The organism is Aminobacter sp. LjRoot7 (genome assembly GCF_964252895.1).
GTDB lineage: Bacteria > Pseudomonadota > Alphaproteobacteria > Rhizobiales > Rhizobiaceae > Aminobacter > Aminobacter aminovorans_B.
Genome location: NZ_CAXUPX020000002.1, coordinates 698,635 through 712,553, shown reverse-complemented (window position 1 = coordinate 712,553; position 13,919 = coordinate 698,635). Strand labels below are relative to the sequence as shown.

Sequence of the window (13,919 nt, the reverse complement as noted above, 5' to 3'; positions counted from 1 at the left end):
CTATCGTGCATATGAAAGGTGAGGAGATTCTGGTGGCGACGATCTTTGCGGAACAGGCGCTGCTGGCCGACGGCTGGCAACGCAACGTGCGGATGACATTGGCCGGCGGCCGCATCGGCACAGTGGAAACAGGCGCGGCCGCACAGCCCGGCGACGAGCGCCACGCGATTGTCCTGCCCGGCATGCCCAATCTGCACAGCCATGCCTTCCAGCGCGGCATGGCCGGCCTCGCCGAAATCCGCGGGCCTTCGTCTGACAGCTTCTGGTCCTGGCGTGAGGTCATGTACCGCTTTGCGCTGTCGATGACGCCCGAGCAGGTCGAGGCGGTCGCCGCCCAGCTCTATGTCGAAATGCTGGAGGCGGGTTTTTCCCGCGTCGGCGAGTTCCACTATCTCCATCACGACCGCGATGGCAGCCCCTATGCCAACATCGCCGAGATGGCCGAACGCATAGCCGCGGCCTCTCTGGACACCGGCATCGGGCTGACATTGCTGCCGGTGTTCTATGCGCATTCCGGCTTCGGCGGCACACCCGCCAATGACGGCCAGCGCCGATTCATTAATGATACGAATCGCTTCGCAAGGCTTTTTGAGAAGTGCGGCGAAGTGCTGAAGGGCATCGACGGCGCGGTGCTCGGCCTGGCGCCGCACAGCCTGCGCGCCGCAACGCCTGACGAGTTGGCCATTGTCACCGCGCTGACGTCAGGCCCTGTTCACATCCACATCGCCGAACAGGTCAAGGAAGTCGAAGACTGCGTCGCCTGGTCCGGCGCCCGGCCGGTCGAATGGCTGCTGCGCCACGCCGATGTCGACAACCGATGGTGCCTGATCCACGCCACCCACATGACCGAGGCCGAGACGATCGCCATGGCCAAGTCGGGAGCAGTCGCCGGCCTGTGCCCGATCACCGAGGCCAATCTCGGCGACGGCGTCTTTGCGGCGCCGCTGTTCGTCGAGCATGGCGGCAAATATGGCGTCGGCTCGGATTCGAATGTCGAGATCGGCGTCGGCGGCGAGTTGCGGATGCTCGAATATTCGCAGCGCCTCGCCCATCGCGCCCGCAATGTGCTCGCGACGTCAGGCCAATCGACTGGCCGCGCATTGTTCGATGCAGCGCTCGACGGTGGCGCTCAGGCTCTTGGCGCCGGTCCGGCAGGACTTGCAGAGGGTTCCTCGGCGGATTTCATCTCGCTTGATCCCAACCACCCGACGCTCACCGGCAAATCGGAAGATGCCATTGTCGATGCCTGGATCTTTGCCGGAGGCGGCAAAGTCGACTGTGTCTGGGCAAATGGCCGCAAAGTCGTGGCCGATGGCGCACATTTCCGTCGCGACGCTATTGCGGCCAGGTTTCGTAACGTGATGATGGAACTGACAGCGACGTAACATGGAGTGACTGGGGTGCCCGATTCGACGGCGGAGATGCTTGAAGAGACGGTTGGCGGCGATGCCTCGACATCGCTCTACCAGCGCATCCTCAACGACATCAGGGACCGCATCGTCTCGGGCGAGTGGGAGCCCGGCTACCGCATCCCGTTCGAACACGAGCTGACCGCCGAATATGGCTGCTCGCGCATGACCGTCAACAAGGCGCTGTCGCAGCTCGCCAAGGCCGGGCTGATCGAAAGGCGCCGCCGCTCCGGCAGCTTCGTGCGGCGGCCGCAATCGCAGGCCGCGGTGCTGGAGATCCACGACATCCGCGTCGAGGTCGAAGCGCTCGGCCTGCCCTATCGCTACGAGCTGATGGCCCAGACCAAGCGGCGCGCCACGACCGTCGACCGCGACAGGCTCGGCCCCAGCCCGTCGACCGCAGGCCAGGTCCTGGCATTGCAGTGCCTGCATTATGCCGGCGTCAGGCCGTTCTGCGTCGAGGACCGGCTGATCAGCCTCGCTGCCGTGCCCGAAGCCGCCGATCAGGAGTTTCGCAAATCGGCGCCCGGGCCGTGGCTGATCGGGCAGGTGCCATGGAGTGCCGCCGAACACGTCATTCGCGCCGCCTCCGCCGACAGCGAGACGGCCGCCGACCTTGGCCTCGCCAGCGGTGCGCCCTGTCTGATCATCGAAAGGCGGACATGGAGCGCCGAGCGTCCCGTCACCCATGTGCGGTTCACCTATCCGGCCAACGCGCACGCCGTGGTCGCCCGCTTCACCCCGTCAGACAGCTAGATCCAGAAAAAAGAAAAACGCCGCGCATCCCTGGGATACGCGGCGTTCCTTGTTGGCTTCAAGCCGAAGGCCGTCGCTTATGCAGCGGCGGTGACGATGATCTCGACCTTGTACTCAGGGGCAGCCAGCTTGGCTTCGCCGGTGGCGCGCGCCGGCGTGTTGCCCTGGGGCACCCAGCCGTCCCAGACCGAGTTCATCTCGGCGAAGGTCGACATGTCGTCGAGCCAGATGATCGCCTGCAGGATCTTGGTCTTGTCGGTGCCGGCCTTGGCCAGCAGCGCGTCGATCTCGGCCAGGATGGCCTTGGTCTGCGCGGCAACGCTTTCGCCCGGGGCGCCAACTTGGCCAGCCAGGTAAACGGTGTTGTTGTGGATCACGATCTGGCTCATGCGGGGGCCGACATCGATACGACGAACGCTCATGGGTGGTCTCCTTCCGTTATAGGTGGCGCCTTCTTAGATTTTGCCACCCCCTCGGCGCAAGGCCGCAATGGTCGAATTCCATGGACCAGCGCCCGGCTCACCCGCATTGCGTCCCAAATCCACCGGACAAATCGGCTGGCCTCGTTGACTAATGTAATAACATCACATATCCAATGACTAGTTCGCTGCCGCAAAGCATGAAGCCGATGACCGACGCCTGCCTGACATTCAAGGACCTGACGCTTGGCTACAACAGCCATCCGGCGGTGCACCACCTCAACGGATCGATCAGCTCGGGATCGCTGACCGCCGTCGTCGGCGCCAATGGCTCGGGCAAGTCCACCCTTATGAAGGGCATCGTCGGCGTGTTGAAGCCGATGGCCGGCATTTGCACGGTCACGCCAGGCAAGCGCGTCGCCTACCTGCCGCAGCAATCCGAGCTCGACCGCAGCTTCCCGGCCCGTGTCGTCGACCTCGTCTCGCTTGGTCTCTGGCCGAGGCGTGGCCTGCTTGGCCGCTATTCCAGGGACGACCGCGATTCCGTCTCAAAGGCTCTGATGGCGGTCGGCCTCGAAGGTTTCGAAAAACGCGCCATCGACACGCTGTCGGGCGGCCAGCTCCAACGTGCCCTGTTCGCCCGCGTGCTGGTGCAGGATGCCGACCTGATCCTGCTCGACGAGCCGTTCAATGCGGTCGACGCCAAGACCGTCGGCGACCTGATCCGGTTGATCCAGCGCTGGCACGGCGAAAGCCGCACGGTGATGGTCGTCGCCCATGATCTCGAACTGGTGCGCGCACATTTCCCACACACGCTGCTTCTAGCCCGCCGGCCGGTCGCCTGGGGCGAAACGCGCGAGGTGCTGCGTCCGGAAAACCTGCTCAAGGCGCGTCGTTTCGACGAGGCCTGGCATGACGATGCGCCTTGGTGCGAGCCGGACGACGGTCATGCGCACGGGCACGCGCATCCCCACACAGATGGACATGACCATGACCATGGGCATGGGCATGGGCATGGGCATGGGCATGACGAGCATCACCATCATGATCACGGCGAAGTCCACGATCATCCCGACCACGAATCCGGTCCCCGGGCAGCGTGACCTTCGCCATGTATGATTTCCTGATCGCCCCCTTCGTCGAATTCGGCTTCATGCAGCGCGCGCTCGCCGGCTCGCTGATGCTGGCGCTGGGCGCCTGCCCGGTCGGCGTCTTCCTGATGCTTCGGCGCATGAGCCTGACCGGCGACGCCATGGCGCACGCCATCCTGCCCGGTGCTGCCGCCGGCTTCCTGCTTTATGGCCTGCAGATCGTGCCGATGACCATTGGCGGGCTGATCGCCGGCGTCATCGTGGCGCTCGGCGCGGGTGCGGTGTCGCGCTTCACCGTGCAGCGCGAAGACGCCTCGATGGCGGCGTTTTACCTGATCTCGCTGGCGCTCGGCGTGCTGATCGTGTCGCTGCGCGGCTCGAGCGTCGACCTGATGCATGTGCTGTTCGGCACCGTGCTGGCGCTCAATGACGACGCCCTGACGCTGATCGCGCTGATCTCCGGCATCACGCTTCTGACGCTCGCCATCTTCTGGCGCGCACTCGTCGCCGAATGCCTCGACCCGCTGTTCCTGCGTTCGGTCAGCCGCCTCGGCACGCCGGTTCATTTCATCTTCCTAGGCCTTGTCGTGCTCAACCTCGTCGGCGGCTTCCAGGCGCTCGGCACTTTGCTTTCGGTCGGCCTTATGATGCTGCCGGCGGCGGCGGCGCGCTTCTGGACGGCGCGCGTCGAGCCGATGTGCGCACTCGCCTTCGGCTTCGGCGCCATCTCATGCGTCGCCGGGCTGCTGGTGTCCTATCACGCCTCCCTGCCCTCGGGCCCGGCCATCATCCTGTCTTCCGGCGCGATCTACCTCGCATCGATCCTTTTTGGCACCCGCGGCGTCTTCAACACCAAGCTTCGCCGCCACCGCCACCGCACCGCCTGATCCGCTTCAACATGGAGAGACATATGCTCAGGACAATTGGCTTCGCCTCGCTGATGAGCGTTATAACATTAACTTCGCTGACTGCGACTTCGGCCACAGCCGAGCCGCTGAAAGTCGTGGCGAGCTTCTCGATCATCGGCGATTTCGCCAAAAATGTCGGCGGCGACCGCATCGAACTGACGACGCTGGTCGGCCCTGACGGCGACGCCCATGTCTACGAGCCCTCGCCAGCCGACGCAGTGACGATGTCGAAGGCCGATGTCGTGCTCGTCAACGGCCTGCAGTTCGAAGGCTTCCTGCAGCGCCTTGTCGAGGCCAGCGCCACCAAGGCGTCGGTCGTCGAGCTGACCAAGGGCGTCGAGCCGATCAAGATGAAGGAAGACCATGAGCACGCCGCTGAGGCAGGCGGTGATCACCACCATCACGGCGATCTCGACCCGCATGCCTTCCAGTCGATCGCCAATGCCAAGATCTATGTGAAGAACATCGCCGACGCCTTCTGCGCGGCCGATACCACCGGCTGCGACGCCTACAAGAGCAACGCCGATGCCTATACCGCCAAGCTGACGGCTGCCGAGACCGAGGTCAAGGAGGCGGTGGCCGCCATTCCCCAGGCCAAGCGCACCATCATCACCTCGCATGACGCCTTCGGCTATTTCGAAAATGCCTATGGCCTGACTTTCCTGGCGCCCGAGGGTATTTCGACCGAGGCGGAAGCGTCAGCCGCCGACGTGGCGGCCCTGATCTCGCAGGTGCGCGGCGACAAGGCGTCGGCGATCTTTGTCGAAAACATCACCAATCCGCGCCTTGTCGAGCAGATTTCGGCCGAAACCGGGGTGAAGGTCGGCGGCACGCTCTACTCCGACGCCTTGTCCAAGGCCGACGGCCCGGCTCCGACCTATATCGACATGATGAAATCCAACATCGCCACCATCAAGGGCGCGATCCTCGGCAGCTAGGCCTGCCCGCCCGAAGCACCGGCGGCCCGAGCGATCGGGCTGCTGCACGACCCGACCAGCCTGAATGAAGGCGGGGCCTAAAACCTCGCCTTTTTTCCTGGGCTCAATTTGTTACGTAATAACATTATATGAGGACAAGATGAAACGTCTGCTCGCCACCACATCCGCGCTCGCCGTCCTGCTTGGCGTCGCTGCGGCGCCTGCGCTCGCCGAAGAAAAGACAGCATGGCGGCTGTTCGTCTCCGACCATGCAGCACCCGTCGTCCATGCCCTCGACATGGAGACCGGCCAGACGATCGAGACCTTCAGCGTCAAGACACCAGCCCGGCTTTACAGCACCGACAGCGGCCGCAGCATCTTTGCCGTGCAAGGCACGAGCGACGTGGTTTCGGTGCTGTCGAGCGGCATCTCCTTCGGCGACCATGGCGACCACGGCGACATCAAGGTCGAGGCCCCCAGGCTGCTCGACGTCAGCTTCGAGGGCAAGAAGCCGTCACACTTCGTCGATCATAACGGCGACATCGCCCTGTTCTTCGATGGCGAAGGCAAGGCGCGGATCACCCGCGAGGCCGACATTCTGGAAGGCAAGCCTGCCATCCGCGAAGTGGCGACCGATGCCCCGCACCATGGTGTTGCCGTCGCCCTTGGCGACGATGTGCTGATCTCCGAGCCGAACAAGGACAAGCCGGACGAATTGCCTGTCGGCATTCGTGTCGTCGATCGCACCGGTGCGACCGTCGGCGACGTCCATAGCTGCCCTGACCTGCATGGCGAGGCATCATCAGGCAACCTGCTGGCCATTGCCTGCGCCGAAGGCCTTCTGGTCACCAGCGGGGACGGCAAGATCGAGTTGCTGCCTTATGACAAGGCCCTGCCGGAAGGCAAATCGACGACGCTCGTCGGCGGTCGCGGCCTGCAATATTTCCTCGGCAATTATGGCCCAAGCGCTGTCGTGCTGATCGATCCCAAGTCCGAAGAGGCCTTCCGGCTGATCGACCTGCCGACGCGCCGGGTGCATTTCACTGTCGATCCGGTGCGGGCGAAATTCGCCTATATCTTCACCGAGGACGGCCAGTTGCACCGCATCGACGTGGTCGCGGGCAAGATCGACGGCTCGCTCAAGCTGACCGAGCCCTACTCGATGGACGGCCACTGGAGCGATCCGCGCCCGCGCATCGCCGTTGCCGGCAACCGCATCGTCGTCTCCGACCCGCTCAAGAGCGCGCTGCACGTCGTCGATGCCGAAAGCTTCACCAAGGGCGACGACATCCCGCTCGAAGGCAAGCCCTTCAACCTCGTTGCCGTCGGCGGCTCCGGCGAAACGCACTGAGCGACCCTGTTCCGGCATCCAGGCCGGACCATTCCACCCAGATCCGCCCGGCGGCGTCCGCCGCCGGGCAAATTCCACCCACGTCCTAGCCGGCGGCATCCGTCGCCGGCTACCCACATCGAAGGGAGTGACCAATGCCCGTCCCAAACAAGCCGGCACGACTGCCCGTGACAGTGCTCTCCGGTTTCCTCGGTGCAGGAAAGACCACGCTTCTCAACCACATATTGAACAACCGCGACGGCCTTCGCGTCGCCGTCATCGTCAACGACATGAGCGAGGTCAACATCGACGCAGCTCTCGTCCGTGACGGGGGCGCCGACCTTTCGCGCACCGACGAGCAACTTGTCGAAATGACCAATGGCTGCATCTGCTGCACCTTGCGCGACGACCTGCTCAAGGAGGTGCGCGCGCTCGCCGGGCAGAACCGCTTCGACTACCTGTTGATCGAATCGACAGGCATTTCCGAACCCCTGCCCGTCGCCTCGACCTTCCAGTTCCGCGACGAGAACGGCCAAAGCCTGTCCGACGTCGCCCGCCTCGACACGATGGTGACTGTCGTCGACGCCGCCAACCTGCTCAAGGACTATGGCTCATCGGATTTCCTCAGCGATCGCGGCGAACAGGCCGGCCCCGGCGACGATCGCGCCTTGGTCGACCTGCTTGTCGAGCAGATCGAATTTGCCGATGTCGTCGTGCTCAACAAGGCGTCGTCGGCCAGTGCTGCCGACCGCGACGCGGCGCGCAAGATCGTCCGCGCCCTCAACCCGGATGCCCGGCTGGTCGAGACCGATTTCGGCCGCGCGCCGACAGACGCCGTCCTCGGCACCGGCCTGTTCGATTTCGACAAGGCCGAACAGCACCCCTTGTGGTTCAAGGAGTTGAACGGATTTGGCGATCATGTCCCCGAAACCGAGGAATATGGCATCCGCTCCTTCGTCTATCGCGAGCGGCGGCCGTTCGACCCTGAGAAACTGCACGGCTTCATCAACCACCAGTGGCCCGGTGTCGTCCGCGCCAAGGGCTTCTTCTGGCTCGCCACACGGTCCGAGTTCGTCGGCGAGATCAGCCAGGCCGGCGCGCTGGTGCGGACCGGCAAGCGTGGCCTGTGGTGGTCGGCGGTGCCGCGCGGGCAATGGCCCGACCACCCGGAATGGCACGAGGCGATGAAGCCCTATCTCGACCCGGTCTGGGGCGACCGCCGCCAGGAGATCGTCTTCATCGGCTGCGATCCGATGAACGAGGCGCGTATCCGCGCCGAACTCGACCACTGTCTTGTCGACGCCTCGTCATTTACCCCAGGCAAATGGCGCGATCTCGCCGATCCCTTTCCGTCCTGGCAACGCCCGGCGGCCTGACGCCCTCCAACAGCAGTTGCCCCGCGGCGCCAGCAGTGGCAAGACTGGCGCCGACGCGCCGCCGCGGCGGCCAACAAACTGTGAGGACTAACATGGAATACCGTCAGATCACCGACGACTACTCGGTTTCAGGCCAGATCACCCCCGACGAAGTTGCCGCCATCAAGGCCGCCGGCTTCAAGAGCGTCATCTGCAACCGGCCCGACGACGAACAGCCCGGCCAGCCCTCCGCCGACAGCGTCAAGGCCGCCGTCGAAGCCGCCGGCCTCGCCTTCCGCTACATCCCCGTCATCAGCGGCGCCATGACCGGCGACAATGTTGCCGACATGGCCGACGCGCTCGACGAGATGGACGGCCCTGTTTTCGCCTATTGCCGTTCGGGCACACGCTGCACCAATCTCTACATGGCGATCCAGCAGAACAAGGGCTGATCGGCCAAGCGGCAAGACGCGGCCACCGACACGTGTCTTGCCCTGCTAAATCCCCAGTCGTTCGACCTCTTCGCCCCTGAAGCGCAGGTCGTAGTCGAGGAAAAACTCGTCGAGCTGCGGCGGCGCGGCCGAGGTGCCCGACAGCATCGCATGGACCTGGCCGCGATGATGGATCTGGTGGATGAACAGATGGGCCAAGAGGTCGCCGATGCGTTCGGGGATCTGGCCGGCCTCGCCGCGATCCGACAGCACCCGCCTGTCGAGATCGGCAGCACCCAGACCGTCGCAGCAGGCGACCAGCCGCCGGTCGAAACTGGCCTGCGCCGCGGCAAGGCTTTGCGCCGTGTCGAAGGCAACGTAGCGATCGAACAGCTTCTGCCCCTCGCCGGCTTCCTCGATCATGTCGAGATAGAACAGGTCGACTTCCAATATGTGGTTCAGCGTGTCCTGGAGCGAGGGGAAAAAGCTTGTCCGTTCGGCCTCGAACTCACCCGGCTGCAAGGCCAGCACGGCGCGGTAGATGCGGTCGTTGGACCACAGATTGTTCCGCGCCATGCGGCTGAAATGGCTGGTCAACTCCATCCGGCCGCTCAGGCCGGCTCGAACCTGCCGACCTGGCGTTCGATGGCACCGAAGATCGAGTGGCCGGCCTTGTCCTTCATTTCGACGCGCAGCGTGTCGCCGAGCGACACCGACAGCGTTTCGACAGCGCCCCTGACGATGGCGCCGGTGCCGAGCGCACGGGTGGCAGCGGCATCCGCAATCAGCTTGGGAAAGCTGGTCCAGACCGAGGTGACGTTGCGCCCGCCGGCAATCAGCGGCAGGTGCACGGCCCCGTCCCAGCCATCGCCCAGCTCATCGGGGGTGACGGCGACAGGCGACAGCGCCGAAGTGCCGGCCTGGCCACCATCGAGGGTCGTGTCGGTGGAGAGCACGATCAGCGCCACCGCCTCCTTCGCCGCCTCTTCGGTCGCCGCCATGGCGACGTCGGACACGATCACCGCGACCGCGGCTTCGATCTTGGCGTCGCGGATCTTGCCGGGCAGTTCGATCGGATCGCGCGGACCGGCAAAGGCGTCGCCGCCGCCAAGCCGCTGGTAGGCGCGCGGCAAGGGCGAATGGGCGTCATGCTCGTGGAAGCGCGACGACGGCACCGCGCCGATTTCGAGCGAGCCGGCCAAAGCCGCGAGATGCGGAGAAATGCGGCGCCAGTCGTCGAGCGCCGCCTGCAGGTTGGGTGCCAGGAACGAGGCATCGGTGTATCGCGTCAGGTCGCGCGAGACGATGACCAGTTTCCCGTCACGCGAACCGTTCTTCAGCGTCGCCAGTTTCATGCACGTCCTCCCGGTTAGGGGGCGTCTTCGCCCTTAGCCGTCACAACAAGCCCGTCGCGGCCAATCGTCAAGGGACCATTCCATGTTTTCCTGACAGCTTCGACCCAATCGGCCTCGCCGATGTCGGGATCGTCGGCCGGAATGAGGTGGTTGAGCACAAGCCGGCCGACGCCGGCACGCGCCGCGATGGTGCCCGCCTCGCCGGCCAGGCTGTGGCTCGCCATCAGATGTTCGCGCAACCGTGCGCCATTGCCGGTGCGCGCCACCAGCCGCTCGACGCCCTCCTCCAGCATCGCCTCATGCAGCAGGATATCGGCGCCACGGGCAAAATCCGCCAAAGGCGGGAAAAAAGCCGTGTCGGCGGAAAAGACGATCGACGTGCCCTGGTGCTCGAAGCGCAGGGCGAAACACTCGGTGACAGGCGGGTGGTCGACACGCAGGGCGGCGACCGACAGGGTGCCGTCGCGCAGCACCTCGCCCTCGCCGAACTCGACGACCTCGACCATCTCGCGCAGATCCGGGCGGCCTTCGTCGACGATGCGGATTTCGATGTCGAATTCAAGCGCTTGCACGAAACTCTGCCAGTATCGATTCAATCCGACCGGGCCGAAAAGTGTGACCGGTGTGGCGAGCCCTGCCGTCCAGGCAGTGTGCAGCAACGGCCCGAGCTCGAGCACGTGGTCGGAATGGAGATGGGTGATGAAAACGAGGTCGAGCGCCTTGAGGCTGAGACCGGCATCGGTCACGCCGCGCGTCACGCCGAGCCCGCAATCGATCACAACAGTGCGGCCGCCGAGCTCGAGCAGCGTCGATGTCGGCCATGGGCCGCCCGGCCTGATCGCCGGCCCGCCCTTGGTGCCGAGCAGGACGAGACGGCCGCTCATGCGCCCCTGCCCGTGCGAACAGCTGCGATCTGCGTCTCAGCTTTCATGTCATACCTCTTCATGCCTGCGCCCAAGCTAGAGCGGCTGAAGCAACCGAGGCAAGGTCAAAGCGTCAATCGACGCGGCGCGGATATTGGGCGCGCGGCGGGATCCAGTGATGGACAAGCGCCAGCACAAGCAGGCTGATGCAGCTCAGCAGCACGACGATGAACAATGTGCTGCCCTGATAGGGCGTGGCTGTCGCCACCAGCGGGATGGCGCCCGCCGGCGGATGGGTGACGCGGAACATCAGCATCAGGGCGATCGAAACGCCGACCGCAACGGCCGAGACTTCCCACAGGCCGGGGAAAGCCATCGCCGCGGCGACGCCGATCAGCGTGGCGATGAAATAACCGGCGAATATGTTGATGGGCTGCGCCAGCGGGCTGGCCGGCTGGCCGAACAGCAGAACCGCTGTTGCGCCCAGCGGCGCAATCAGCATCGGCAGGCCGGTAACCGATGCCAGGCCGCCGACAGCCGCCAGGCCGACGATCGCACCCGATCCCGACTTGACGTGCGAGAGCATCTGGCCTTTCGGCTCATGCCGGGCAGTAAGGGTGCGTATGTGACGGCGCATCGTTGGTTCCAGGCCGAAGGGCCCGCTTCAATAGCAAATCAGGGCTTCGGCTGGCAACGTCGCTTTGTTCGAATTTTTCACCTCACAGTGAAAAAACTTTCCATAGAAATGCGCCCTGCCAATCCCCCTACCAATCCATCACGACCTTGCCGGAATTGCCGCTGCGCATGGCGTCGAACCCGGCCTGATAGTCGTCGATGCCGATGCGGTGGGTGATCAGCCCGCTGACGTCGAGCGGCCCCTGCACCAGCGCGATCATCTTGTACCAGGTCTCGAACATCTCGCGGCCATAGATGCCCTTGAGATGCAGCATCTTGAAGATGACCTTGTTCCAGTCGATCTCGAAACCGGTCGGCGCAATGCCGAGGATGGCGATCTTGCCGCCATTGTTCATGGTGTCGATCATGTCGCGGAAGGCAACCGCCGAGCCCGACATTTCCAAGCCGATGTCAAAACCCTCGGTCATGCCTTCCTCGCGCATCACGTCGCGCAGCTTCTCTTTCGAGGCGTCGACGACGTGGTGGATGCCCATCTTGCGCGCCAGCGCCAGCCGGGTCGGGTTGATGTCGGTGATGACGACCTTCCGGGCGCCGACACATTGTGCGACCAGCGCGCCCATGATGCCGATCGGCCCGGCGCCGGTGACCAGCACGTCCTCGCCGACGAGATCGAAGGACAGCGCGGTGTGCACCGCATTGCCGAGCGGGTCGAAGATCGCGGCGATCTCGTCGGAGACGTCGTCGGGGATCGGCACGACATTGTGCTGGGGAATGGCGACATATTCGGCGAACGAGCCCGGCCGGTTGACGCCGACCCCGAGCGTATTGCGGCAGAGATGTCCCCGTCCCGCCCGGCAGTTGCGGCAATGGCCGCAGACGATGTGGCCTTCGCCGGAGACACGCTGTCCGACCTTGTAGTCCTTCACCCCGGCGCCAAAATCGGCGACGGTGCCAACGAATTCGTGTCCCGTCACCATCGGCACCGGCACGGTTTTCTGCGCCCACTGGTCCCAATTGTAGATGTGCACGTCGGTGCCGCAGATCGCCGACTTCCTGACCTTGATCAGCACGTCGTTGGGGCCGACCTCCGGCACCGGCACCTCTTCCATCCAGATCCCCGGTTCCGCCTTCGCCTTTACCAGTGCGCGCATCATGTTCGACATTGTCTTGTCCTCGGAATCGCTTGATCCGGAATCGCTTTTCGCAATCCCGGCAGTGTTACCAGATCACCTCGAGCTCGCGCCCGACCTCGGCGAAGGCCGCGATCGCGCGGTCGATATCGGCTGAAGAATGCGCCGCCGACATCTGCGTGCGAATGCGCGCCTGCCCCTTGGGCACGACCGGGAACGAAAAGCCGATGACGTAGATGCCGCGCTTCAGCATGCGCGCCGCCATCTCCTGGGCCACCGTGGCATCTCCGAGCATGACCGGGATGATCGGGTGGTCGGCGCCGGCGAGCTTGAAGCCGAGCTTGCCCATGCCGGCGCGGAACCGCTCGGCATTGGCATAGAGTTTTTGGCGCAGGTCCGCGCCTTCGGCGATCAGCTCCAGCACCCTGATCGAGGCGCCCGCGATGGAAGGGGCAAGCGTGTTGGAGAAGAGATAGGGCCGCGAGCGCTGGCGCAGCCAGTCGACGACCTCGCGCCTGGCCGAGGTGTAGCCGCCTGAGGCGCCGCCCAGCGCCTTGCCGAGCGTGCCGGTGATGATGTCGACCCGGCCCTCGACGCCGCAATGCTCAGGGGTGCCGCGCCCGTTGTGGCCGACGAAACCGACGGCATGGCTGTCGTCGACCATCACCATCGCCCCGTATTTTTCGGCAAGGTCGCAGACGCCTTTGAGATTGGCGATGATGCCGTCCATCGAGAACACGCCGTCGGTAGCGATCAGCTTGAAGCGGCTGCCCTCGGCCTTCTTCAGTTCTTCCTCGAGCGCCGCCATGTCGTTGTTGGCATAGCGAAAACGCCGGGCCTTGGAGAGCCTGACGCCATCGATGATCGAGGCATGGTTAAGCGCGTCGGAGATGATGGCGTCTTCTTCGCCGAGCAACGTCTCGAACAGCCCGGCATTGGCGTCGAAACAGGAGGAATAGAGGATCGTGTCCTCCATGCCCAGGAAGCCGGAGAGCCTGGCCTCCAGTTCCTTGTGCTCTTCCTGGGTGCCGCAGATGAAGCGCACCGAGGCCATGCCGTAGCCATAACGGTCGAGCGCCGTCTTGGCTGCGTCGCGCAGTTCGTGGCTGTCGGCGAGGCCGAGATAGTTGTTGGCGCAGAAATTCAGCACCTTTTCGCCGCCGACTTCGATCTCGGCACCCTGCGTCGAGGTGATGACGCGCTCTGACTTGTAGAGGCCGGCGGATCTGAGACCGGACAGTTCCGTCTGGAGATGGGAGAGGAAAGCACTTGTCATCGCGTCACGTCCCGTTCGTTGGCCTGATATGGCGGCAAGACCT

General features: G+C 64.5%; 15 protein-coding genes. 8 read left to right on the top strand and 7 right to left on the bottom strand.

Annotation, left to right across the window (positions count from 1 at the left end; translation table 11 throughout):
* Positions 1–32: 32 nt before the first annotated feature.
* Both ACSQ3E_RS09115 and hutC read left to right on the top strand, forming a co-directional pair.
* Entirely contained in the window at positions 33–1,385 is a 1,353-nt protein-coding gene (locus tag ACSQ3E_RS09115; RefSeq protein WP_436122421.1) for a formimidoylglutamate deiminase, read from the top strand.
* A gap of 36 nt (positions 1,386–1,421) precedes the next feature.
* The gene (gene hutC, locus ACSQ3E_RS09110; RefSeq protein ID WP_310325214.1) at positions 1,422–2,165 is read left to right on the top strand and encodes a histidine utilization repressor; all 744 of its coding nucleotides are present in this window, start codon (positions 1,422–1,424) and stop codon (positions 2,163–2,165) included.
* A 77-nt stretch (positions 2,166–2,242) separates the two neighbouring features.
* Here the strand turns inward: hutC and ACSQ3E_RS09105 are convergent, their stop codons facing one another.
* Positions 2,243–2,587, bottom strand: a complete 345-nt coding sequence (locus ACSQ3E_RS09105) for a RidA family protein (RefSeq protein WP_310325044.1) — start codon at positions 2,585–2,587, stop codon at positions 2,243–2,245.
* Positions 2,588–2,793: 206 nt separating this feature from the next.
* Between ACSQ3E_RS09105 and aztA the strand changes: the two genes are divergently transcribed.
* The 6 genes from aztA to ACSQ3E_RS09075 all read left to right on the top strand — a co-directional run bounded on the left by aztA (position 2,794) and on the right by ACSQ3E_RS09075 (position 8,637).
* Positions 2,794–3,687 (top strand): zinc ABC transporter ATP-binding protein AztA, encoded by an 894-nt coding sequence (aztA, locus tag ACSQ3E_RS09100; protein WP_436122507.1) that lies wholly within the window; start codon positions 2,794–2,796, stop codon positions 3,685–3,687.
* Between the two features lie 8 nt (positions 3,688–3,695).
* Entirely contained in the window at positions 3,696–4,562 is an 867-nt protein-coding gene (gene aztB / locus ACSQ3E_RS09095) for a zinc ABC transporter permease AztB (protein ID WP_436122506.1), read from the top strand.
* A 23-nt stretch (positions 4,563–4,585) separates the two neighbouring features.
* Positions 4,586–5,521: a zinc ABC transporter substrate-binding protein AztC gene (gene aztC / locus ACSQ3E_RS09090; protein ID WP_436122420.1), complete on the top strand. Its 936-nt coding sequence runs from the start codon at positions 4,586–4,588 to the stop codon at positions 5,519–5,521.
* A gap of 139 nt (positions 5,522–5,660) precedes the next feature.
* Complete coding sequence (gene aztD / locus ACSQ3E_RS09085; RefSeq protein ID WP_436122419.1) at positions 5,661–6,851, top strand: zinc metallochaperone AztD; 1,191 nt, start codon at positions 5,661–5,663, stop codon at positions 6,849–6,851.
* Between the two features lie 134 nt (positions 6,852–6,985).
* Positions 6,986–8,206, top strand: coding sequence for a zinc metallochaperone GTPase ZigA (gene zigA, locus ACSQ3E_RS09080; protein ID WP_436122418.1), 1,221 nt, complete (start codon positions 6,986–6,988; stop codon positions 8,204–8,206).
* Positions 8,207–8,298: 92 nt separating this feature from the next.
* Positions 8,299–8,637, top strand: coding sequence for a TIGR01244 family sulfur transferase (locus tag ACSQ3E_RS09075; protein WP_436122417.1), 339 nt, complete (start codon positions 8,299–8,301; stop codon positions 8,635–8,637).
* A 45-nt stretch (positions 8,638–8,682) separates the two neighbouring features.
* Here the strand turns inward: ACSQ3E_RS09075 and ACSQ3E_RS09070 are convergent, their stop codons facing one another.
* The 6 genes from ACSQ3E_RS09070 to ACSQ3E_RS09045 form a co-directional block, all read right to left on the bottom strand.
* Positions 8,683–9,219: a DinB family protein gene (locus ACSQ3E_RS09070; RefSeq protein ID WP_436122416.1), complete on the bottom strand. Its 537-nt coding sequence runs from the start codon at positions 9,217–9,219 to the stop codon at positions 8,683–8,685.
* Between the two features lie 8 nt (positions 9,220–9,227).
* Positions 9,228–9,971, bottom strand: coding sequence for a fumarylacetoacetate hydrolase family protein (locus ACSQ3E_RS09065; RefSeq protein WP_436122415.1), 744 nt, complete (start codon positions 9,969–9,971; stop codon positions 9,228–9,230).
* Positions 9,972–9,985: 14 nt separating this feature from the next.
* On the bottom strand, positions 9,986–10,855 hold the full coding sequence (locus ACSQ3E_RS09060; protein ID WP_436122414.1) for an MBL fold metallo-hydrolase: 870 nt from the start codon (positions 10,853–10,855) through the stop codon (positions 9,986–9,988).
* 112 nt (positions 10,856–10,967) lie between these two features.
* Positions 10,968–11,420, bottom strand: a complete 453-nt coding sequence (locus ACSQ3E_RS09055) for an HPP family protein (RefSeq protein ID WP_436122413.1) — start codon at positions 11,418–11,420, stop codon at positions 10,968–10,970.
* A 178-nt stretch (positions 11,421–11,598) separates the two neighbouring features.
* Positions 11,599–12,633, bottom strand: coding sequence for an L-threonine 3-dehydrogenase (tdh, locus tag ACSQ3E_RS09050; RefSeq protein WP_310325000.1), 1,035 nt, complete (start codon positions 12,631–12,633; stop codon positions 11,599–11,601).
* A 55-nt stretch (positions 12,634–12,688) separates the two neighbouring features.
* Positions 12,689–13,876 carry a glycine C-acetyltransferase gene (locus ACSQ3E_RS09045; protein ID WP_436122412.1) on the bottom strand — a complete coding sequence of 396 codons (1,188 nt, stop codon included), beginning with the start codon at positions 13,874–13,876 and terminating at the stop codon, positions 12,689–12,691.
* Between the last annotated feature and the right edge of the window lie 43 nt (positions 13,877–13,919).

Bases quoted from the DNA above. Each gene is read 5' to 3' on its own strand.
- ACSQ3E_RS09065 (WP_436122415.1), bottom strand. From the start codon at position 9,971: ATGAAACTGGCGACGCTGAAGAACGGTTCGCGTGACGGGAAACTGGTC.
- tdh (WP_310325000.1), bottom strand. From the start codon at position 12,633: ATGTCGAACATGATGCGCGCACTGGTAAAGGCGAAGGCGGAACCGGGG.
- aztB (WP_436122506.1), top strand. From the start codon at position 3,696: ATGTATGATTTCCTGATCGCCCCCTTCGTCGAATTCGGCTTCATGCAG.
- ACSQ3E_RS09075 (WP_436122417.1), top strand. From the start codon at position 8,299: ATGGAATACCGTCAGATCACCGACGACTACTCGGTTTCAGGCCAGATC.
- ACSQ3E_RS09105 (WP_310325044.1), bottom strand. From the start codon at position 2,587: ATGAGCGTTCGTCGTATCGATGTCGGCCCCCGCATGAGCCAGATCGTG.
- aztC (WP_436122420.1), top strand. From the start codon at position 4,586: ATGCTCAGGACAATTGGCTTCGCCTCGCTGATGAGCGTTATAACATTA.
- ACSQ3E_RS09060 (WP_436122414.1), bottom strand. From the start codon at position 10,855: ATGAGCGGCCGTCTCGTCCTGCTCGGCACCAAGGGCGGGCCGGCGATC.
- ACSQ3E_RS09055 (WP_436122413.1), bottom strand. From the start codon at position 11,420: ATGCTCTCGCACGTCAAGTCGGGATCGGGTGCGATCGTCGGCCTGGCG.
- ACSQ3E_RS09070 (WP_436122416.1), bottom strand. From the start codon at position 9,219: ATGGAGTTGACCAGCCATTTCAGCCGCATGGCGCGGAACAATCTGTGG.
- aztA (WP_436122507.1), top strand. From the start codon at position 2,794: ATGACCGACGCCTGCCTGACATTCAAGGACCTGACGCTTGGCTACAAC.
- zigA (WP_436122418.1), top strand. From the start codon at position 6,986: ATGCCCGTCCCAAACAAGCCGGCACGACTGCCCGTGACAGTGCTCTCC.
- ACSQ3E_RS09045 (WP_436122412.1), bottom strand. From the start codon at position 13,876: ATGACAAGTGCTTTCCTCTCCCATCTCCAGACGGAACTGTCCGGTCTC.
- hutC (WP_310325214.1), top strand. From the start codon at position 1,422: ATGCTTGAAGAGACGGTTGGCGGCGATGCCTCGACATCGCTCTACCAG.
- aztD (WP_436122419.1), top strand. From the start codon at position 5,661: ATGAAACGTCTGCTCGCCACCACATCCGCGCTCGCCGTCCTGCTTGGC.